Below are 17,939 nucleotides of genomic sequence, written 5' to 3'. Positions count from 1 at the left end.
ACTGGGACCTAAGGTGGAGGGCTGACGGTCAACCGCGGACTTCTTCCTGGGGCACCGAGGCGACTCCCGGCTTGCCGTGCAGCAGATAGAGACGTACCTCGGCGCCACCGTCACCATGGTTGGACAGGTGCAGGTGGCCACCGAGGGTCCGCAACAGGTTATCGCAGATTGCCAGGCCCAGGCCGAGACCCTGGGCGGTGGCCTTGGTGGTGAAGAAGGGTTCGTGGGCGCGGGCCAGGGCCTCGCTGGAAAAGCCCGGCCCGTTGTCTCTCAGGATCAGGGTCACGCCGCGTTCGTCGATGCTGGTCGTCAGCCACAGCCGGCGGGTGCTGGTCTTTTCCGCCAGGGCGTCGAGGGCATTGCTCAGCAGGTTGCTGATGATCTGCCGCAGGCGGGTTTCGCCGGCCTGCACCCACAGCGGTGCATCGGGCAGGTCGCGGATCAGCTCCACCTGCATGGCCCGACGCCGCGCGGCGACCAGTGCCAGGGCATCTTCCAGGGCGCCCTGCAGCACCACGCTCTCCGGCGCGCGGCGGGCGCCACGGGCATAGGCCTTGAGGTGGGCGATGATGTTGGCCATGCGCGTGGTCAGCTCGCCGATCAGCTTGAGATTGCCCCGGGCATCGTCCAGGCGATCGTGATCGAGGAGCACGACGGCGTTTTCCGTGTAGCTGCGGATGGCCGCCAGCGGCTGGTTGAGTTCGTGGCTGATGCTGGCCGACATGGTCCCCAGGGCCGACAGCTTGCCGGCCTGGACGGCTTCGTCCTGGGCGCGCATGAGTTCGCGCTGGGCCTGCTCGCGATCGTGCACCTCCTGCTGCAGCCGCGCGTTGAGCGTCTGCAAGTCGCGGGTGCGTTCCTCCACGTTCAGTTCCAGGTCGCGCTTGGCCCGGGCATCCAGCGCCAGGCGCTCGATGAAGTGGCGCCGTCTCAGAGTCATGACCACCAGCAACAGCAGCAGCGCCAGCAGGGTCGCCGCGCCGACATAGAGGGCGCTGCGCACCTGCCGCTCGACCATCTCCCGCGGTGCCAGGATCTGCGCCTTCCAGCCCACCTCGTCGAGATCGCGGGTCTGGGTCAGCCAGTCGCCGGGTACCAGGGTCAGGGGCGCGGGATTGATGGTGGGGTAGGGCCGGTTGGCGTTGACCTGCTCGCGCTGGCGCTCGTCCAGCGGATGGGTGGCGCGAAAGCGCCAGGCGTCATGGGAGGTGAGGATGACCACGCCCAGGTCATCGGTCACCAGCAACTGCTCGGGCGCGTTGCCCCAGAGCCGTTCCGCACTGTCCAGATCGACCTTGACCACCACCACGCCGATGGCGCGCGCACCGTCACGCACGGCGGCGGCGAAATAGTAGCCGCGCTTGCTGGAGGTGGTGCCGAGGCCGAAGAAGCGTCCCGGCTGGCCCTGCATGGCCGCCTTGTAATAGGGCCGGAAGGAGAAGTCGCGACCGACGAAGCTGTCCGCCTGGCGATAGTTGGAACTGGCCAGGCAGGTGCCGTCGTCCTGCATCAGGTAGATGACGTCCGCCCCGGTGCGCTGGCGGATGTCCTCCAGCATCTGGCTGGCGGCATCCTGCGCCGTGCTGTCGCCCTGTCCTTCCAGCGCATGGCGCAGCACCGGCAGATCGCCCAGCAGGTCCGGCAGCACCTCGTAGCGCCGCAGCGTGCCCAGCAGGTTGGCGACATAGAGATCCAGGGTCTGGCCGTTCTGCTCGCCCAGTTGCGCCTCGTAATAGTGCTGGGCCGCATAGCGTAGCGGAATCAGCAGCAGCGTCAGCCCCAGGGCCAGCAGCAGCAGGCTGCTCCAGCGGGGGCGCTTGGGAAGGTGAGGACTCTTGGGCATGCGCGGCTACGGTAAGGGGGCGTCCCGGCATTATGCCCAAGCCGAGCCCCCGGCGAAGAGATCGCCAGACTGTTAACGCCTTGGCAGTCGATTGAAATATCTTGTTACCAATGGCCCTGGCTGTGGAAAGGGACACGGTTTTACCGGGCGAAAGGCGGCTAACTGAGGGTGCAATCAGCCACCGAAGGAGTGACTTCCATGAAAAGCACCACCCTCTGCCTGACCCTCGCCGGCCTCCTGGCCACCTCTGCCGCCTTCGCCCAGACGGCGCCCGCCGATCCGGCAGCGCCGCCTGCCGCGACCAGCAGCAGCCCGGCCAAGACCGGCAAGCAGGCCACGACCCATCACAAGAAGGTGGCCCACAAGAAGGTTCACAAGGCCAGCACCAGCGGCAGCTGACCCACGGCGTGGCACCTCCCTGCGCGGGAGGTGCCTAAACGGGAGTGAATCCGTCCAGAGGAGTCCTCCCATGCGCACGTCCCTGCTGCTTCCCACCTTGATCCTGGGCCTGGGCCTGTCCGGCGCCGCCCTAGCCCAGACCAGCCCGACCAATCCCCCGGCCACCCCCGCGCGCCCCGATCCCACCAGCACCCACGGCATGGAAAAGGCGCCCAGCACCGGCGTCGGCGCGGCCGACAACGGCTCCAGCGGCGGTTCGGGCAGCGATACCGGTGCCGATCACGTGAAGAAGCCCAAGGCCCAGCACAAGGATCACTAGGGCAGCAGCTACCGGTGCGCCCATTCCCCAGGGGAATGATCCAATGAGCAAAGATCGCTTGAGCAGCGCGCGGCGGCGTGTCGAAATCGACGTCTAGCCTGAGCCAGGAGCCGCTCCCATGACCGCCGCGTCGCTGCTTTCCCCGGACCTGATCCGCACTCGCTTTTCCCAGGCCATGTCGACGATGTACCGCCAGGAAGTGCCCCAGTACGGCACCCTGCTGGAACTGGTCGCCGAGGTGAACGCCGGACAGCCGGCCTTCGCCGGGGATTCCGCGGAGCGCCTGGATCTGGAACGCCATGGCGCCATTCGCGTCGGCACGGCCGCCGAGCTGGCCACCCTGCGCCGCCTGTTCGCCGTGATGGGTATGCAGCCGGTCGGCTACTACGACCTCAGCGTGGCTGGGGTGCCGGTGCATTCCACCGCCTTCCGCCCCGTCGAGCCTGCTGCCCTGCAGGTCAATCCGTTTCGCGTCTTCACCTCGCTGCTGCGCCTGGAGCTGATCGAGGACGCCGAGCTGCGCCAGCTGGCCGAAAAGGTCCTGTACGCACGCCACATCTTCACCCCGGGCGCGCTGGAGCTGATCGAGCGCGCCGAGGCCCAGGGTGGTCTCACCGATGCGGAAGCCGATGCCTTCGTTCAGGAAGCCCTGGAGACCTTTCGCTGGCACCGCGAGGCCAATGTCGACGCCAGCCTCTATCAGCGCCTGCACGATGCCCACCGGCTGATCGCCGATGTGGTCTGCTTCAAGGGTCCGCACATCAACCACCTGACCCCGCGCACCCTCGACATCGACGCCGTCCAGGCCCGGATGCCCGCCGGTGGCATCGCACCCAAGGAAACCATCGAAGGTCCGCCCCGCCGCCAGTGCCCCATCCTGCTGCGCCAGACCAGCTTCAAGGCCCTGGAAGAACCCATCCTCTTCCAGGGCGAGGTCCAGGGCTCGCACACGGCGCGCTTCGGCGAGATCGAACAGCGCGGCATCGCCCTTACGCCAGCCGGTCGCCAGCGTTACGACGAGCTGCTGCAGGAGGTGCGCCAGCGCAGCAAGGCTGCCGGCAGTGACTACGCAACGGTACTGGCCGAGGTGTTCCAGGCGCTGCCCGATGACTGGGATGAGCTGCGCCGTCAGGGTCTGGCCTGGTTTCGCTATCGCGCTGCGCCTGGCAGCCAAGCGGCGACCGATAGCCGCGATCCCGAGGCCCTGATCGCGGCCGGCCAGCTCCTCGCCGATCCCATCACCTACGAAGATTTCCTGCCGGTCAGTGCCGCGGGCATCTTCCAGTCCAACCTGGGTGCCGGCACCCAGCAGGAATACCAGAGCGGCGGCAATCGCGCCGCCTTCGAAGCCGCCCTGGGTGCGCCGGTGCTCGACGAGATGGCGCTGTACGAACGCCAGCAGCGTGAATCCCTGACAGCGGCCCTGGCTGCCCTCGGTCGCCCCGCCTAGAATGGCGGCTCCCGCGTCGGCGGCCCCCGGCTCCGACGCCCGCCCCTGGCAGGCAGCCACGATGTTCACCAAACTCGATCCGACCGATTGGCAGCTCATCCACATGCTGCAACAGAACGCCCGCGCCTCCAATGCGACCCTGGCCCGCCAGCTGGGCCTGGCGCGCACCACCGTTGTCACCCGCCTGGCGCGCCTGGAGCGCGAGGGCATCATCCAGGGCTACGGCCTGCGCCTGGGCTCCGAACTGGAACAGGCCGCCGTGCGCGCCTACTGCGCCATCAGCGTCCTGCCGCGCAGCACCGCCGGCGTCATCCGCGCCCTGGAAAAGATGGTCGAGGTCGAGGAGGTCTCCTCGGTCAGCGGCCAGTTCGACTACCTGGCCTTCCTGCGCTGCACCACCCACGAAAAGCTCGACGAGCTGCTCGACCGCATCGGCAACCTCGAAGGGGTCAGGCAGACGCAGACGTCGATCATCCTGAACCGGAAGATCGACCGGCGTTTGGGTACTTGATAGCTTGGCCTTCTTGGAGCTTACCGGAAGTACCTTTACTGCTTGTTTAAAAGCCGCCACCTGCGTTTAACCATGCCTGTTCGTCCGGAGTGTTGAGCCGGCCTAAGACATGATTTCGGTGCGGAAAACGACCGAATCGAACGATCACCTCCAGATGAGCCTCCGCATAGTGCCGGTAGTGCTCGATCCCCAAGGCCTCGAAAAGTATGAGCGACTGATGCTGATCGTCCAGCGCCTCGGAGTGCTCGAAGGGCAAATAGAAGAAGGCGCGCAGTTCGGCTTCGATCTGCTGATCAAGGCCGGCGTCGATTGCCTGTCGCGCGTGCTGCAGGGCTAGGCCATCCGTGGCGAAGGCGTGGCCGCTGTGGCGGAAGATATTGCGCGGGATCTGATCGAGCAGCAGGCAGAGGGTCAGGGCGCCTTCGACGCTGGTGGCCCAGCCGTCCAGTTCACCGCGGCTGGCGGCCAGATGCGCGGCCTTGAAGCGAGTGCAGCATTCAGCGTCGAAGTCAGGGCCGCCATTGAACCACTGGCGGCGACCGGCGGCGCGCCAGAAGGTGACGACCTCTGCTGGATTCATGCCTTGCTCCTCGGCTAGCGATCTTGCCTGATCGGGGTCCACGTCGAACCCCTCAGCCCCGACCCACATAGGGCATCTTGGTCGCCATCACCGTAAGGGTCTGGACGTTGGCATCCAGCGGCAGGCTGGCCATGTAGCGGACTGCGTCGGCGACGTGCCTGACATCCATGCGCGGCTCCACGGCGGTGCTGCCATCGGCTTGGAGCACGCCGTTGGCCATGCGCTCGGTCATCTCGGTGGCGGCGTTGCCGATATCGATCTGGCCGCAGGCAATATCGAAGGCGCGGCCGTCGAGGGCCAGGGCCTTGGTCAGCCCGGCCACGGCATGCTTGGTGGCGGTATAGGGCGCGCTGAAGGGCCTGGGCGTATGCGCCGAGATGGAGCCGTTGTTGATGATGCGTCCGCCACGGGGTGTCTGCTCCCGCATCAGGGCGAAGGCTGCGCGGCTGCAGAGAAAGACGCCGGTGAGGTTGGTGTTGACCGCCCGGTGCCAGGCGTCCAGTTCCAGCTCGTCGATGGGCACCGCTGGGGCGCCGACGCCGGCATTGTTGAACAGCAGGTCCAGGCGGCCGTAGGTGTCGCGGATGCGGGCGAACAGCGCCTCGACGCTAGCGGCATCGGTGACGTCGCAGAGTACGGCCAGGGCTTCGCCACCCTGTTGCCGGGCTTCTTCGGCGAGCGCCTCCAGGGGTTCGGCGCGGCGGGCGGCGAGGACCACGCGGAAGCCGTCCTGCAGCAGGCCGAGGGCGACGGCGCGGCCGATACCCTGGGAGGCACCGGTGACGAGGGCGATGGGGTGGACGGTGGTCATGGGCGGTCCTTGGCGGGAGAGGAGCTTCCAAGGCTAGCAGGTAGGCAGGGGTGGTGGGCGGCCCTCACCCTAGCCCCCTCCCGGGGGGAGAGGGGATGGTTACGGTGTGTTGGGAAGGTAGGTGGTCACTGGTAGCCCCTGTAGGCTCACCGCAGCCTGAAGTCGGTCGCCACCAGGATCGCCTGGCCAGAGGGTCGCACGCGCAGGCGGTCGAGGTAGGCGGCGAGGCGGGGCCAGGTTGCCCGCCAGCGAAGTTCCGGCAGGGGCTCCAAGTAGTCCAGCATGGGCGCCAGGAGGGCGTCGGGCAGGCAGAACTCGGCGCCGCAGAGAAAGGCCTGGTCGCCCAGCTGGCGATCGAGCACGGCCAGGGTCGTGTCGACCTCGGCGATGGCGCGCTGCTGCTCCTCCAGCGAGCGGAAGGGTGCGGGTCGCGGCCCGCTGACCCGCAGCAGATAACGGCGGACCAGGCGGGTATCCACGGTGGTGAGCAGGGCGCTGCTCCAGGCGTCCTGCTCCGGGTTGCCGCCGCGCTCCGGCAACAGCTGCCGATCGAGATAGCGGCAGATGGCGAGGGTCTCGAAGATCCGGCGCTCGCCATCGAGCAGCACCGGCACTTGGCCGAAGGGATGTAGCGCCAGGTGGGCCTCGCTGCGCCAGGCGATGGCCTGGCCACCCGGGGCGAGGCCACAGGGCAAGTCCAGGCCGCGCTCCAGAGCATGGAGGCGCACGCTGCGCACCAGGGTGCTGAAGGCGGGGCCGAAGAGATAGGGCTTCATGCTGCAGACTCCTTGTAAAGAAGCCGCGATGCTGGCAAAGGAGACCTTATGTTCAAGAACATAATCTGGAGCAACCATGGCCTGGCCCCTTGATCAGCGCGCGCAGACCCGCCAGCGCATCCTCGACAGCGCCGCCCGGCTGTTCGCCCTCCGGGGCTTCGATGCGGTCGGACTCGATGACCTGATGGCCGATGCCGGTCTCACCCGCGGCGCTTTCTATCACCACTTCCGCACCAAGACCGAGGTCTATGACCAGGCCATCGCCCATGCCGCCCAGGTCGGCAGCGCCCGGCTCGACAGTCTCGGCGGCTCAGGCCTCGGCCAGCTGGTCGAGCATTATTTGAGTCGCGAGCATGCCGAGGGCGAGCCGCTGCGCTGTCCGCTGGCCTTTCTCGCGGCCGACGTCACCCATCGGGAGGCCGCCATCCGTGACAGCTACACCCGCTTCTTCGCGCGCTTCGTCAGCCGGTTGGAGCGAGATCTGCCAGGACCGCCGGCGCAGCGGCGCGCCCGGGCGCTGCAGTTGGCCACTACCCTGATCGGTGGCGTGGCCCTGGCGCGGGCGCTGGACGACGAGGGCCTGGCCGAGGAGTTGCTGGCGGCCTGTCGCCAGGGCGGTCAGGGACTGCTGGAAGAGGGCGATGATTTGGCAGCGGCAGCCGGCTAGGCGACACTGGCGACTCTTTCGTCCACCGGAGTCACCTATGCAGATTCGCCCCTTCGTAGCCGCCGATTTCGATCAGGTCTGGCCGCTGATCCAGCAGGTCGCCCAGGCCCGGGAGACCTACGCCTACGACCCGGACATGAGCCGCGACGACGCCTGGCGACTATGGGTGGAATTGCCCCGGGCAACCTTCGTCGCCGAACGCGATGGCCAGATTCTCGGCAGCTACTACCTCAAGGCCAATGCCATGGGCCCGGGCGATCACGTCTGCAATTGCGGCTACATGGTCGCCCCCGCCGCCCGCGGCCAGGGCGTGGCTGGCGCCCTTTGCGAGCATTCCCTGCAGGTGGCCCGCGAGCTGGGCTTCCAGGCCATGCAATTCAACTCGGTGGTGGCCAGCAACCAGGTGGCGGTGCGGCTCTGGCAGAAGCACGGCTTCGAGATCGTCGGCACCCTGCCCAGGGCCTATCGCCATGCCAGCCTGGGGCTGGTGGATTGCCTGGTGATGTATCGGTGGCTGGCGGACTAGCGCCACTCGCTCAGCACGGCTTTCAGCGAGGCCGGCAGCATGGGTCCGTGGCCCAGGCCTGCGAGCACCTCGTAGCGCACCTGGATGCCGGGGATCCGGCCGAGGCGGTCGGCCAGGCGCCGGGTGGCATCGGCAGGGACCTCGCTCTGGAAGTGCGCGGGCAGTTCGCGTTCGGCGCCGCCCTGCAGCAGCACCAGGCGGGCTGGATGGGTCTTGAAGCGCGCCTTCAATTGCTCGTCATCTTGCGGCAGCACGGTAGGGCTCCACCACAGCGAGGGGCTCACGGCGTAGCCCTGGGCGAAGGCGTCGGGGCGGGTGAGCAGGGCGTGGAGGACGAACAGCCCGCCCAGGGAGTGACCCCAGAGCGCACGCTGGCGGGGATCCAGCGGCACCTGACGGCCAACTGCCGGTTCCAGGTGGTCCAGCAGCCAGGCGAGAAAGACGTCGGCGCCACCGGTGGCCATCTCGCGAAAGCGTTCGCTGGTAGGCGCCGACGGCGTGTAATCGTAGGCCCGTCCGGGGCCGTCGATGCGCTTGCCGCCCACATAGCCCACCGCGACCAGCACGGGCGGATGGGGCTGCTTGGCCAGGGTGTTGAGCAACTCGGCGTTCAGCCCGCCCAGGGCGGCGTTGCCGTCAAGCAGATAGAGCACCGGATAGCCGGCGGCCGGTGCCGGGGTGGCGGGTCGGGCGATCCATACCTGGTAGTGCCGGGCCCCATCGACGGAATCCAGCTGGAGTTCGCTGAAGGCATAGCCGTGGCCCGGCTGCTGGAGCACCTGGGCGTTCATGGGCTGATCGATGGGGCGGGCCTGGCCGGGAGCGGCGAGGGCGAGCAGCAGCGGCAGGGCCAGCCAGGCGCTCTGACGGACGAAACGAGGTGAAAGCGGCATCAGCGAACAAGACTCATTTCCAGTGGAGCGGTCGAGCCTACCGATCTCTGTTGCCGCTCGCCATACTGGCCAGGATTTCCTGTTGCCAGGACACCCCATGCATTACCCTCATCTGCTGTTCGATCTCGATGGCACCCTCACCGATTCGCGCCTGGGCATCACCCGGGCGATCCAGGTGGCGCTGCGCGCCGAGGGGATCGAGGCGCCCGATCTGCGGGCGTTGGAAGTCTTCATCGGTCCGCCGCTGCTGGAGAGCTTCAGGCTCCACTATGGCTTCGACGAGGCGCGGGCCTGGCGCGCGGTGGAGGCCTATCGAGTGTATTTCCGCGCTACCGGCCTCTATGAGAACGAGGTCTACGCGGGCATCCGCGACCTGCTGGCCGATCTGCAGGCGGCCGGGCGGCGGCTCTATCTGGTGACGGCCAAGCCGCGGGTGTTCGCCGTGGAGATCCTCAGGCACTTCGCCCTGACGGAGTTCTTCACCGCGCTGCATGGCAGCGAACTGGACGGCACCCGCGCCGACAAGACCGAACTGCTGCGCTTCGTGCTGGAAACTGAAGGCCTGGCGCCGGAAAGTTGCCTGATGCTGGGTGACCGCGAGCACGACCTGATCGCCGCCCAGGCCAACGGCGTGGCGGCGGTGGCCCTGGGCTATGGCTTCGGCAGTCGGGAAGAACTGGAACGCCACTGTCCGGCCTTTCACTTCCACAGTGTGGCGGCCCTGCGCCAGGGCTTCGGCCTCTAGTGGAGCGCGCCGACCTGCGCGGCCGGGGCCGGCAGGTCGAGGAGCGTAGGGGTCAGCCGCAGGTGGCGGTCTGCACCACCAGGCTGGCGCTGGTGGTGATGGTCAGCCGCTGGGAGTTGAAGTCCATGGTCATGGGGTCCTGCGGACGGACCACCCGGACGACCTGGGCACCGGCGCGCTGCCGGCCTTCTTCGGCCAGGGCCGGGGAGAGGGCCTTGCCGACCAGATCCTGGACCGCGTCGGAGTTGCAACGGCCACTGCTGCTGACGGCGCCGCTCGGGGCCGAGGAGGCCGCCGCTGGACTGCTCTGGGTTTCGTGCGAGCCGCAACCGGCCAGCAGGGTGAAGAGCGCGGCACCAGCCAGCAGGAGAGGGGTCTTGGAGCTCATGAGTTCGCCTTTTCGATCGTGAGAGGAGGAACCTTAACCCGTACGGGCCTCCTGATGGACCCCTCTCGGGTGGGCATTGTTACAAATCGCGATACAGAAGACGTTGAGAGCCCTGGCTGACCAGTCGTCCTACAGGGATAAAGTTAATAAAGATAACGTTCGGTAATCGGCCAGATTCGGCCTGGATGGCTTGATCCATTTCTGCCATGGACCATCATCGAGCCAGGGCTAACCGCCCCCCGGTGACGACAACAACAACAAAGGGACACCCGCCATGTCAGCTCGCTATCCAACCACCCTCCTTCCTGACCGCTACCCGATCCGCGCCCGCTAGGCCCTGATCCGCGCGCCCCGGCGGCGCCTTCCGCTTCCTCAGTCAGGACGGTCATCTCATGTCTTTTTCGCGCTCGCTTCCGGCCAGCGCACGGGCCCGCTCGTGCCTCGCCTTTACCGCTCTCGCCTCCTTGCTGGCCAGCCAGGACGTGCTCGCCGCGCCTTCCACCACCCTGGAAAGTGCCCGGCCCAAGCCCCTCAACAGCCTGGAGACGGCGCGTCCCCTGCCGCCCGGACCGCCGCGCTGGGCCGAGGACTATCGCTTTCTCGACGATCCGCAAAAACGCACCGATCCCTTCGACGGGCTGCGCTACCAGCGCCTCGGCGAGTCGGCCTGGCTGCAGACCGGCGGCGAGGCGCGCTATCGCTTCGACAGCATCCGCAATCCGGTCTTTGGCCGGCGCGGGGTGGCCACCGATCACTACATCCAGCAGCGCCTGCAACTGCACGCCGACCTGCACCTGTTCGACGACGCCGTGCGCGCCTTCGTCCAGCTGGAAAACACCCGCGCCTGGAACAAGGCGCTCTACGGCCCCTACGACCAGAGCCACACCGAGCTGCACCAGGCCTTCATCGACCTCAACACGCCGCTGGCCGGCGGCAAGCTGATGACCCGCATCGGGCGCCAGGAACTGGGCTACGGCAACCAGGCCTTCGTCACCTACCGCGACGCCCGCAACATCCGCCTCAACTTCGACGGCCTGCGCCTGGCCTGGAGTCGTCCGGACGGCTATCGGCTGGACGCCTTCGGCCTGAGGCCCGTGGTGACCGGCGAAGACAGCTTCGACGACGGCTCCAACAACGCGGTCAAGTTCTATGGCCTCTACGGCACCCTGCCGCTGGCCGGGCCGCTCAAGCTCGATGTCTACGGCTTCGGCCTGGACACCGACCAACGCACCCTGGATGGCCTGACCGGCGTGGAAAAGCGCTACACCGCCGGCCTCCGGCTGTTCGGCAACGCTGGTCCCTGGGACTGGAGCTGGGACCTGGCCGGGCAGGGCGGGCATCTGGCCGGCGCCCGGATTCGCGCCTGGGGGCTGAGCAGCGAAACCGGCTATCGCCTGGCCGGCGCCTGGAAGCCGCGGCTCGCCCTGCGCCTTGATGCCGCCAGTGGCGATCACGGCCTGGGCGACGACCGCGTCGGCACCTTCGATCCGCTCTATCCGAAGAACGGCTTCTACGGCGACTCCGGCCTCACCACCCTGGCCAACCTCTATCTGGTCGGCCCGCTGCTGACCCTGGCGCCGCGACCGACCCTGCAGCTGGAGAGCGGGCTGTTCGGCGTCTGGCGGCAGAGCACCGAAGACGGCGTCTACCTGCCGGGCATGACCACGGTGCCGGGCACCACGGCCAGCTCGGCGCGCAAGGCCGGCACCCTCTGGCGCAACAACCTGCGCTGGATGCCCACCGCCAACCTGACCCTGGACCTGGAATACAGCTACTTCCAGGCCGGCGCCGCCGTGCGTCAGGCCGATGGCGACGACACCAGCTTCCTGATGGCCGCCACCACCTTCCGTTTCTGAGGAGTCCACCATGCGCCTGCTCTCGACCGCCCCGCCCGGGGCCCGCCTGACCCTTCTGCTGTGCTTCATCGTCGCCCTGCTGGAGGGCATGGACCTCCAGGCCATGGGCATTGCCGCCCCGGCCATGGCCAAGGCCTTCGGCTTCCAGCCGGGGCAGATGGGCCTGGTGTTCAGCGCCAGCATCCTCGGCCTGCTGCCCGGCGCCTTCATCGGCGGCTGGTGCGCCGATCGCATCGGCCGCAAGAAGGTGCTGATCGCCTGCGTGCTGATCTTCGGGGTCTTCTCGGTGGCCACCGCCCATGTCTGGAGTCTGGAGAGCCTGCTGCTGGCGCGGCTGCTCACCGGCATCGGCCTGGGCGGCGCCCTGCCCAATCTGATCGCTCTGTCCGCCGAATCGGTGGACGAGCGCGCCCGCGCCACGGCGGTCAGCCTGATGTACTGCGGCGTGCCCCTGGGTGGCGCCCTGGCGGCGGTGGTGGGGCTGCTGGACGTCGGTCGCTGGCAGACGGTGTTCTATGTCGGCGGCCTCGCGCCGCTGCTGGTGGCGCCGCTGCTCGGGCGCTACCTGGCGGAGACCGCCGGCTTTCTCCGCACGCACGGTGGGACGCAGGCGGACGGCCCGCGCGGGGCCTGGCTGGGCGCAGTGCCGCTATCGACCACCCTGCTGCTGTGGCTCGGCTACTTCTTCACCCTCACGGTGATGTACATGCTGCTCAACTGGCTGCCCTCGCTGCTGGTGGGCCAGGGCTTCAGCCGCGGCCAGGCGGTGGGGGTGCAGATCCTCTTCAACCTGGGCGGCGGTATCGGCTCGGTGCTGTTCGGTCTGCTCATGGATCGCTGGCGGCCGCGGCTGACGGTGCTGGCCATCTACCTGGGCATCCTGCTGGGTCTGGCCGGCCTCGGCCTGGCCAAGGCCTATCCGCTGGTGGCCCTGGCCGGCTTCGCCGCCGGGTTGTTCGTGGTCGGCGGCCAACTGGTGCTCTATGCCCTGGCGCCGCAGCTCTATCCAGCGGCGGTACGCGCCACCGGGACCGGCGCGGCGGTGGCGGTCGGGCGCCTGGGCGCCATGGCCGGGCCACTGCTGGCCGGCCAGGTACTGGCCGTGGGCGGTGGTGCGGCGACCCTGGTGGTGGCCACCACGCCGGCGGTACTGGTGGCGGCGGGCGCGGTGCTGGCCCTGCTGCAACGGCGGGCAGCGGCGCCAGCGGCCGCAGCCCGCGCCGAGGCGCCTGGTCATGCGTAGCGGCATGGGTGCGCTCTACGACGATGTCCTGTTGCTGGATGGCGTGCGCACGCCCTGGACCGATCTGAATGGCGCCCTGGGGCAGGTATCGCCCACCGACCTGGGGATCGCCGTGGCCCGGGCGCTGCTGGCGCGCGGGCATGAAGCCGGCGCAGTGGACTCCGTGCTGGCCGGCTCGGTGGCCCAGGCCAGCTTCGACGCCTATCTGCTGCCACGCCATATCGGCCTCTATGCCGGGGTGCCCGAGGCGGTGCCGGCGCTGCAGGTGCAACGGGTCTGCGGCACCGGCCTGGAGCTGCTGCGCCAGGCCGGCGATCAGTTGCAGAGCGGCCAGGCCAGCCAGGTGCTGTGCGTGGCGGCCGAGTCCATGACCCGCAATCCCATCGCCGCCTACACCCACCGCAGCGGCTTTCGCCTCGGCGCGCCGGTGGAATTCCACGACTTTCTCTGGGAGGCGCTCAAGGACCCGGCGGCCGGGCTGGACATGATCGCCACCGCGGAACGCCTGGCGCAGCGCCATGGCATCGCCCGCGAGGCGGTGGATGCCTGGGCGCTGCAGAGCTTCGAGCGGGCCCTGGCGGCCCAGCGCCAGGGCTGGTTCGCTGAAGAGATCGTGCCGGTGGCGGCGGCGCGTTTCGAGGCCGAGGGCCTGGCGCCGCGGGCGTTGCGCCTGCCGCGGGGCTGCGCGGTGCTCGAGCATGACAGCCATCCGCGGGAGACCTCGCGGGAGGCCCTGGCACGGCTGACACCGGTGCATCCGGGCGGGGTCCAGACCGCCGGCAACAGCTGCGCGGTGGCCGACGGCGCCGCCGCCGTGCTACTGGCGCGGGGCGCGGATGCCGCGCCGGACCAGGCACTGGCCTGGGTGCGCGGCAGCTGTGTGGTCGGGGTACCGCCGGACGTCATGGGCAGCGGCCCGGTGCCGGCCATCCAGGGTCTGCTCGACCGCGCCGGCCTCAGGCTGGAGGCCATCGACCGCCTGGAGATCAACGAAGCCCAAGGCGCCCAGTTGCTGGCAGTGCAGCGCGCCCTGGAACTGGATCCGGCGCGACTCAATGTGCATGGCGGCGCCATCGCCCTCGGCCATCCGCTGGCCGCCACTGGCCTGCGCCTGGCCATCACCCTGGCGCGTCAGTTGCGCGCCGAGGGGCTCAGGTATGGGGTAGCGGCGGTGTGCATCGGCGGTGGGCAGGGCATGGCGGTGTTGCTGGAGAATCCGGGGTGGCGGGGATAGGGTAGAACACCGGGATTTCGATCCGCGCCGGACAGCCCCCTCTCCCATGGGGAGAGGGCTGGGGTGAGGGGGTAGGCTCTGCCGTGTTGGGCCTCGCTGCGCTCAACCCAACCTACGAGGCCTCCGGCAGCGGCACGACCAGCGGTGGGAAGTGAATGGCCACCCGTAGGCCGTGGCCGCTGGTCGCGGTCGCCAGTTCGATGCCGGCGTCGTGGGCGGTGGCGATGTCGCGGACGATGGCCAGACCCAGGCCGGTGCCGTGGATGCCGCTGTCGAGGCGATAGAAGCGCTCGAAGATGCGTTCGCGCTCCGCCTCGGGGATGCCCGGGCCGTCGTCCTCCACTTCCAGCACCGTCGCCCCGGTCTGACCGCGCAGCCGAACCGTGACCTGACCGCCACGCGGGGTGTATCTGAGGGCGTTGTCCACCAGGTTGTCGAGCAGGTCGCGCAGCTGGAAGGCGTTGCCCAGTACCGTTTGCGGCTCCAGTTCGTACCCCAGGTCGATGCCGTGGCCATCGGCCTGGGACAGCTGGCTGGGCATGGCCTCGCCGATCAGTTCGTCCAGCCGCAGGGGCTCGCGCGGCGGACTTTCCAGCCGCGCGGTGGCGGCGCGGGCCAGGGTCAGCAACTGGTTGGTCTGGCGGGTCATGCGCTCGGTGGCGGCCTGGAGTTGCGCCAGGGCGGCGGCGCTCTCGGCATCGCCGGCATGGCGCTGGTGCAGCCACTGGGTCAGGGTGCTGATGCCGGCCAGCGGGGTACGCAGCTGGTGGGCCATGTCGTCGAGAAAGGCGCGCTGGTTGCGCGCACCCTCGCGGATGCGCAGCAGCAGGCCGTTGAGCGCGGTGACGAAGGTGCCCAGTTCGCGGGGCGCACCCTCTTCGCGCAGTGGCGCCAGGTCATCGTAGTGGCGGCTGTCGAGCTGACGCTCCAGCCGCTCCAGGGGCTTGAGGCCGCGGCGTACCGCCCAGAGCAACTGGGCGGCGATGAGCAGGGCGACCAGGATCTGCACCGCCACCAGGGTCAGCACCATGCGTTGCAGGGCGGCGGTGTGGCGACTCAGGGTCTGGGCCGCGCTGGCCACCACCGGTTGCCCGGCCACTACGCCCAGGCGGCCGACCATGAACACCGAGCGGTCGTTGATGCGGGTGCGCAGCGCGGTGGTATGGCCGTCGCGCATCTCGTCGGTGATCTCCTGGACCGGCATGGCGGCATCGCCGAACAGCAGCTGGCCGTCGAGGCTGCGAACGGCCAGCCAGACGTGGTCGTGGCTGTTGTGGCGCAGCAGGTAGTCCGCTTCCGTCGGCAGCCACAGGCGGCCGTTGCCGTCCACCTCCAGCTGTTCGAGCAGCAGGATCGCCGCGTCGGTGAGATCGCCGTCCAGGGCGCTGAAGGCCGGTTTGCGGGCGAACTGGTAGCTGACCACGGCGCCGCCGAGATTGACCAGCAGCACCGGCAGCACCAGCCATTTCAGCAGCCGCCGGCGCAGGCTGGGCGCGGTGGCGGTCATGGCGCGGCTTCTTCCAGGCGATAGCCGAAGCCGCGCACGGTGCGGATGCCGACCCCGGAGTCGGCCAGTTTCAGCCGCAGCCGCGAGACATAGACCTCCACGGCGTTGTGGGTCAGGTCCTCGCTGCCCCAGGGGGCCAGGGCGTCGATGATCTGCTGCTTGGAAACCACCTTGCCGGCCTGGCGCAGGAGGTGTTCGAGCACCGCCCACTCCCGGGCCGAGAGATCCAGCGGCGTGTCGCCGAGACGCGCCTGGTGGGCGGCGGTGTCCAGGCGCAGGGCGCCCAGCGTGAGGTCGGCGCTGTTCTGGCCACCGGCGCGGCGGACCAGCGCCTTGATCCGCGCCACCAGTTCGGGCACGGCGAAGGGCTTGACCAGGTAGTCGTCGGCGCCGACCTCGAAGCCATGCACCCGGTCGTCGATGGCATCGCGGGCGGTGAGCAGCAGCACTGGCTGGTCGCTGCCGCGCTGGCGCAGGCGGCGGACCACCTCGAAGCCGTCCAGGCCACCGGGCAGGCCGATGTCCAGCACCACCACGGCGAAGCGGGTGGTGCGCAGCCAGGCGTCGGCCTCGGCGCCGGTGCGCAGGAGGTCTACCTGCATGCCATGGCCTTCCAGGACGCGGCGGATGCCGTCGGCCAGGGTGGCGTCATCTTCGACGAGGAGGATGTGCATGGCGGACGTCCTCAACGAGGCAGGGTGCAGAAGTCGCCCAGCGCCCGCACCAGCGCCAGGCGGTGGAGGTCGTCGGGACGCGCGGCGGCGAAGTGGACGGCGAGGGCGCGGTCCAGTTGCGTGGGGCAATCCGCGGTCGCGCGTAGCCCACCAGTGGCGGCCAGACCGCCGAGCAGACGTGTCTGCAGCTCGTTCAGCTGGGTTCTGAGCGCGGCCAGCTCGGTGGTCGCGGCGGGTAGGGGGCGCTCGCCACGGCGCCAGGCGTCGAGCAGGCCGTATTGCACCAGCTTGTTGGCTTCGATCTGGGCGGCGAAGAAGGTCTGGGCGGTAGCGGAGCTGACGTCGGCACCCGGAGCCGCCTGGGCGACGCGGTCGAGCACCTGGCGCTCACGGACTTCGTCCAGTACCGGCTTGCCCGTGTCGTATTTGCTGCGGGCGACCCGATCGGCCACCGCGAGCCGCTGCGCCATGGCGTCCAGCAGCTCGGGCAGGGGCGCCGGGGCGGCCTGGGCGCCGAGGGTGAGGCTCAATAGGGGAATGGCGAGCCAGCGAACGCCGGGCATGACGACCTCCAGGGCGCGGGAAAGGGCCCCGAAGCTCGCACGGGGCGGCGGGGTGGTCAAGCGGGCGGGGCAGGGGGGCCGGTTGGGATGGCGTAGGGTGGAAACCGCACGGCGTTTTCCGCGCGGGTGCTGTGCCTCCGTGGATGAGGCTACGCCGTCATCCGCCCTACGGCGGCGCTGAGCCGAGCGGTGTCTTCACGACCCTCTGTCGACGGGCGAGAGGGCAAGGCGCAGCCCTAGCCTTCCTGCGCGGCGTGCACCTCGGCGGTCAGGGCCCGGAGGCGGGCGTCGAGGGCGCTCAGGGCGCCGGCGTCGGCGGCGGTGTCCAGGCTCAGGCGCAGGGCGGCCAGCACCAGCAGCTCGGTCGCGTCACCGCGGCGGCGATCGCCCTGGATGGCGACCAGTTCGTCGCGCAGGCGGGCGGCGGCCTGTTGCAGGGCGGCGCGGTCGCCTTCGGCCACCTTGAAGCGGTAGCGGCGACCGAGCACCTCGACCTCGTCGTCGGCGCCTGCAGTCTTCACTCGACGCTGGCCGCGTGGCGTTGCTCGGCGTCGGCGGCTACGGCCTGCTCGACGGACTGCGCGGACAGCAGGGCCAGCAGGCCTTCCACGCGCTGGCGGGTGCTGGCGCCGTGCTCTTCCTGCTCCAGCAGACTCAGTTGCAGGATGTCGTTTTCCTCGCGTGCGGCCAGCAGGGCCTGCTCCAGTTCCTGGGTGCGGGCGGTCAGGCGCTGGTTGCGCTGCAGCAGGTCGCGGATGGCGGTTTCCAGTTCGCTCAGGGTGTTGTCCAGCATGGGCGCGGTCGTCTCTCGTGTCAGGTTCAGGACTGCCAAGGGGGCAGGGGTCGGCATTCTAGGCCTCTCACCGACCACCGGCACCCCATTCGTAACAGGCTAAGCCCTTGTTTTGCCAAGAGGTTCACGGGGGTGGCCAGCGAGCTGACCGGCTGTCAGGC

General features: G+C 69.2%; 21 protein-coding genes. 10 read left to right on the top strand and 11 right to left on the bottom strand.

The window, feature by feature from the left end; genetic code table 11:
- Positions 1-28: 28 nt before the first annotated feature.
- Complete coding sequence (locus tag RCF34_RS12710; RefSeq protein WP_308708493.1) at positions 29-1,843, bottom strand: ATP-binding protein; 1,815 nt, start codon at positions 1,841-1,843, stop codon at positions 29-31.
- 198 nt (positions 1,844-2,041) lie between these two features.
- Here RCF34_RS12710 and RCF34_RS12705 point away from each other — a divergent pair, with 198 nt between their 5' ends.
- The 4 genes from RCF34_RS12705 to RCF34_RS12690 all read left to right on the top strand — a co-directional run bounded on the left by RCF34_RS12705 (position 2,042) and on the right by RCF34_RS12690 (position 4,522).
- Entirely contained in the window at positions 2,042-2,242 is a 201-nt protein-coding gene (locus tag RCF34_RS12705; RefSeq protein ID WP_308708492.1) for a hypothetical protein, read from the top strand.
- Positions 2,243-2,312: 70 nt separating this feature from the next.
- Entirely contained in the window at positions 2,313-2,561 is a 249-nt protein-coding gene (locus RCF34_RS12700) for a hypothetical protein (RefSeq protein WP_308708491.1), read from the top strand.
- Between the two features lie 118 nt (positions 2,562-2,679).
- Positions 2,680-4,011 (top strand): VOC family protein, encoded by a 1,332-nt coding sequence (locus tag RCF34_RS12695; protein WP_308708490.1) that lies wholly within the window; start codon positions 2,680-2,682, stop codon positions 4,009-4,011.
- Positions 4,012-4,072: 61 nt separating this feature from the next.
- Entirely contained in the window at positions 4,073-4,522 is a 450-nt protein-coding gene (locus RCF34_RS12690; RefSeq protein ID WP_308708489.1) for an Lrp/AsnC family transcriptional regulator, read from the top strand.
- A gap of 46 nt (positions 4,523-4,568) precedes the next feature.
- Here the strand turns inward: RCF34_RS12690 and RCF34_RS12685 are convergent, their stop codons facing one another.
- From RCF34_RS12685 to RCF34_RS12675, 3 genes are all read right to left on the bottom strand, one after another.
- A complete protein-coding gene (locus RCF34_RS12685) occupies positions 4,569-5,102 on the bottom strand; it encodes a DUF924 family protein (RefSeq protein ID WP_308708488.1) in 534 nt (177 codons plus the stop codon).
- 52 nt (positions 5,103-5,154) lie between these two features.
- On the bottom strand, positions 5,155-5,913 hold the full coding sequence (locus RCF34_RS12680) for an SDR family oxidoreductase (RefSeq protein WP_308708487.1): 759 nt from the start codon (positions 5,911-5,913) through the stop codon (positions 5,155-5,157).
- Between the two features lie 146 nt (positions 5,914-6,059).
- Entirely contained in the window at positions 6,060-6,689 is a 630-nt protein-coding gene (locus RCF34_RS12675) for a glutathione S-transferase family protein (RefSeq protein ID WP_308708486.1), read from the bottom strand.
- A 76-nt stretch (positions 6,690-6,765) separates the two neighbouring features.
- Here RCF34_RS12675 and RCF34_RS12670 point away from each other — a divergent pair, with 76 nt between their 5' ends.
- Positions 6,766-7,356 carry a TetR family transcriptional regulator gene (locus RCF34_RS12670; protein ID WP_308708485.1) on the top strand — a complete coding sequence of 197 codons (591 nt, stop codon included), beginning with the start codon at positions 6,766-6,768 and terminating at the stop codon, positions 7,354-7,356.
- Positions 7,357-7,393: 37 nt separating this feature from the next.
- Positions 7,394-7,882 (top strand): GNAT family N-acetyltransferase, encoded by a 489-nt coding sequence (locus RCF34_RS12665; RefSeq protein ID WP_308708484.1) that lies wholly within the window; start codon positions 7,394-7,396, stop codon positions 7,880-7,882.
- Here RCF34_RS12665 and RCF34_RS12660 read toward each other — a convergent pair.
- Complete coding sequence (locus RCF34_RS12660; protein ID WP_308708483.1) at positions 7,879-8,775, bottom strand: alpha/beta hydrolase-fold protein; 897 nt, start codon at positions 8,773-8,775, stop codon at positions 7,879-7,881. The genes RCF34_RS12665 and RCF34_RS12660 overlap by 4 nt on opposite strands.
- 97 nt (positions 8,776-8,872) lie before the next feature.
- On the opposite strand from RCF34_RS12660, the gene RCF34_RS12655 reads away from it, so the two are divergent.
- Positions 8,873-9,520 (top strand): HAD hydrolase-like protein, encoded by a 648-nt coding sequence (locus RCF34_RS12655; protein WP_308708481.1) that lies wholly within the window; start codon positions 8,873-8,875, stop codon positions 9,518-9,520.
- A 52-nt stretch (positions 9,521-9,572) separates the two neighbouring features.
- On the opposite strand, the gene RCF34_RS12650 is transcribed toward RCF34_RS12655, so the two are convergent.
- Positions 9,573-9,908: an I78 family peptidase inhibitor gene (locus tag RCF34_RS12650; RefSeq protein ID WP_027598593.1), complete on the bottom strand. Its 336-nt coding sequence runs from the start codon at positions 9,906-9,908 to the stop codon at positions 9,573-9,575.
- Positions 9,909-10,300: 392 nt separating this feature from the next.
- On the opposite strand from RCF34_RS12650, the gene RCF34_RS12645 reads away from it, so the two are divergent.
- The 3 genes from RCF34_RS12645 to RCF34_RS12635 are packed head-to-tail and all read left to right on the top strand — an operon-like array spanning position 10,301 to position 14,241.
- The gene (locus tag RCF34_RS12645) at positions 10,301-11,764 is read left to right on the top strand and encodes an alginate export family protein (protein WP_308708480.1); all 1,464 of its coding nucleotides are present in this window, start codon (positions 10,301-10,303) and stop codon (positions 11,762-11,764) included.
- Between the two features lie 10 nt (positions 11,765-11,774).
- Positions 11,775-13,007 carry a 3-(3-hydroxy-phenyl)propionate transporter MhpT gene (gene mhpT / locus RCF34_RS12640; protein WP_308708479.1) on the top strand — a complete coding sequence of 411 codons (1,233 nt, stop codon included), beginning with the start codon at positions 11,775-11,777 and terminating at the stop codon, positions 13,005-13,007.
- A 4-nt stretch (positions 13,008-13,011) separates the two neighbouring features.
- Entirely contained in the window at positions 13,012-14,241 is a 1,230-nt protein-coding gene (locus RCF34_RS12635; protein ID WP_374941191.1) for a thiolase family protein, read from the top strand.
- A gap of 112 nt (positions 14,242-14,353) precedes the next feature.
- On the opposite strand, the gene RCF34_RS12630 is transcribed toward RCF34_RS12635, so the two are convergent.
- The 5 genes from RCF34_RS12630 to RCF34_RS12610 form a co-directional block, all read right to left on the bottom strand.
- Entirely contained in the window at positions 14,354-15,748 is a 1,395-nt protein-coding gene (locus RCF34_RS12630) for an ATP-binding protein (protein WP_308708477.1), read from the bottom strand.
- Positions 15,745-16,422: a response regulator transcription factor gene (locus tag RCF34_RS12625; protein WP_308708476.1), complete on the bottom strand. Its 678-nt coding sequence runs from the start codon at positions 16,420-16,422 to the stop codon at positions 15,745-15,747. The genes RCF34_RS12630 and RCF34_RS12625 overlap by 4 nt, the downstream gene beginning before the upstream one ends.
- An 11-nt stretch (positions 16,423-16,433) precedes the next feature.
- The gene (locus RCF34_RS12620) at positions 16,434-16,985 is read right to left on the bottom strand and encodes a chorismate mutase (RefSeq protein ID WP_308708475.1); all 552 of its coding nucleotides are present in this window, start codon (positions 16,983-16,985) and stop codon (positions 16,434-16,436) included.
- Positions 16,986-17,221: 236 nt separating this feature from the next.
- Positions 17,222-17,506 (bottom strand): cell division protein ZapA, encoded by a 285-nt coding sequence (gene zapA / locus RCF34_RS12615; RefSeq protein ID WP_308708474.1) that lies wholly within the window; start codon positions 17,504-17,506, stop codon positions 17,222-17,224.
- Positions 17,503-17,778: a hypothetical protein gene (locus RCF34_RS12610; RefSeq protein WP_308708473.1), complete on the bottom strand. Its 276-nt coding sequence runs from the start codon at positions 17,776-17,778 to the stop codon at positions 17,503-17,505. Before RCF34_RS12610 ends, zapA begins: the two co-directional genes overlap by 4 nt.
- Positions 17,779-17,939: the final 161 nt, after the last annotated feature.

The sequence above is a fragment of the Pseudomonas sp. 102515 genome, from assembly GCF_031085165.1.
GTDB lineage: Bacteria > Pseudomonadota > Gammaproteobacteria > Pseudomonadales > Pseudomonadaceae > Chryseomonas.
Note: the sequence above shows the minus strand (reverse complement) of the source record. Positions and strands in the feature narration are given on the sequence as shown.

Excerpts from the sequence above, each read along its gene's own strand:
- RCF34_RS12665 (WP_308708484.1), top strand. The coding sequence starts at position 7,394 with ATGCAGATTCGCCCCTTCGTAGCCGCCGATTTCGATCAGGTCTGGCCG.
- RCF34_RS12610 (WP_308708473.1), bottom strand. The coding sequence starts at position 17,778 with ATGCTGGACAACACCCTGAGCGAACTGGAAACCGCCATCCGCGACCTG.
- mhpT (WP_308708479.1), top strand. The coding sequence starts at position 11,775 with ATGCGCCTGCTCTCGACCGCCCCGCCCGGGGCCCGCCTGACCCTTCTG.
- RCF34_RS12625 (WP_308708476.1), bottom strand. The coding sequence starts at position 16,422 with ATGCACATCCTCCTCGTCGAAGATGACGCCACCCTGGCCGACGGCATC.
- RCF34_RS12670 (WP_308708485.1), top strand. The coding sequence starts at position 6,766 with ATGGCCTGGCCCCTTGATCAGCGCGCGCAGACCCGCCAGCGCATCCTC.
- RCF34_RS12700 (WP_308708491.1), top strand. The coding sequence starts at position 2,313 with ATGCGCACGTCCCTGCTGCTTCCCACCTTGATCCTGGGCCTGGGCCTG.
- RCF34_RS12710 (WP_308708493.1), bottom strand. The coding sequence starts at position 1,843 with ATGCCCAAGAGTCCTCACCTTCCCAAGCGCCCCCGCTGGAGCAGCCTG.
- RCF34_RS12635 (WP_374941191.1), top strand. The coding sequence starts at position 13,012 with ATGGGTGCGCTCTACGACGATGTCCTGTTGCTGGATGGCGTGCGCACG.
- RCF34_RS12645 (WP_308708480.1), top strand. The coding sequence starts at position 10,301 with ATGTCTTTTTCGCGCTCGCTTCCGGCCAGCGCACGGGCCCGCTCGTGC.
- RCF34_RS12655 (WP_308708481.1), top strand. The coding sequence starts at position 8,873 with ATGCATTACCCTCATCTGCTGTTCGATCTCGATGGCACCCTCACCGAT.
- RCF34_RS12650 (WP_027598593.1), bottom strand. The coding sequence starts at position 9,908 with ATGAGCTCCAAGACCCCTCTCCTGCTGGCTGGTGCCGCGCTCTTCACC.
- RCF34_RS12685 (WP_308708488.1), bottom strand. The coding sequence starts at position 5,102 with ATGAATCCAGCAGAGGTCGTCACCTTCTGGCGCGCCGCCGGTCGCCGC.
- RCF34_RS12690 (WP_308708489.1), top strand. The coding sequence starts at position 4,073 with ATGTTCACCAAACTCGATCCGACCGATTGGCAGCTCATCCACATGCTG.
- RCF34_RS12675 (WP_308708486.1), bottom strand. The coding sequence starts at position 6,689 with ATGAAGCCCTATCTCTTCGGCCCCGCCTTCAGCACCCTGGTGCGCAGC.
- RCF34_RS12705 (WP_308708492.1), top strand. The coding sequence starts at position 2,042 with ATGAAAAGCACCACCCTCTGCCTGACCCTCGCCGGCCTCCTGGCCACC.
- RCF34_RS12630 (WP_308708477.1), bottom strand. The coding sequence starts at position 15,748 with ATGACCGCCACCGCGCCCAGCCTGCGCCGGCGGCTGCTGAAATGGCTG.
- RCF34_RS12680 (WP_308708487.1), bottom strand. The coding sequence starts at position 5,913 with ATGACCACCGTCCACCCCATCGCCCTCGTCACCGGTGCCTCCCAGGGT.
- RCF34_RS12695 (WP_308708490.1), top strand. The coding sequence starts at position 2,680 with ATGACCGCCGCGTCGCTGCTTTCCCCGGACCTGATCCGCACTCGCTTT.
- RCF34_RS12660 (WP_308708483.1), bottom strand. The coding sequence starts at position 8,775 with ATGCCGCTTTCACCTCGTTTCGTCCGTCAGAGCGCCTGGCTGGCCCTG.
- RCF34_RS12620 (WP_308708475.1), bottom strand. The coding sequence starts at position 16,985 with ATGCCCGGCGTTCGCTGGCTCGCCATTCCCCTATTGAGCCTCACCCTC.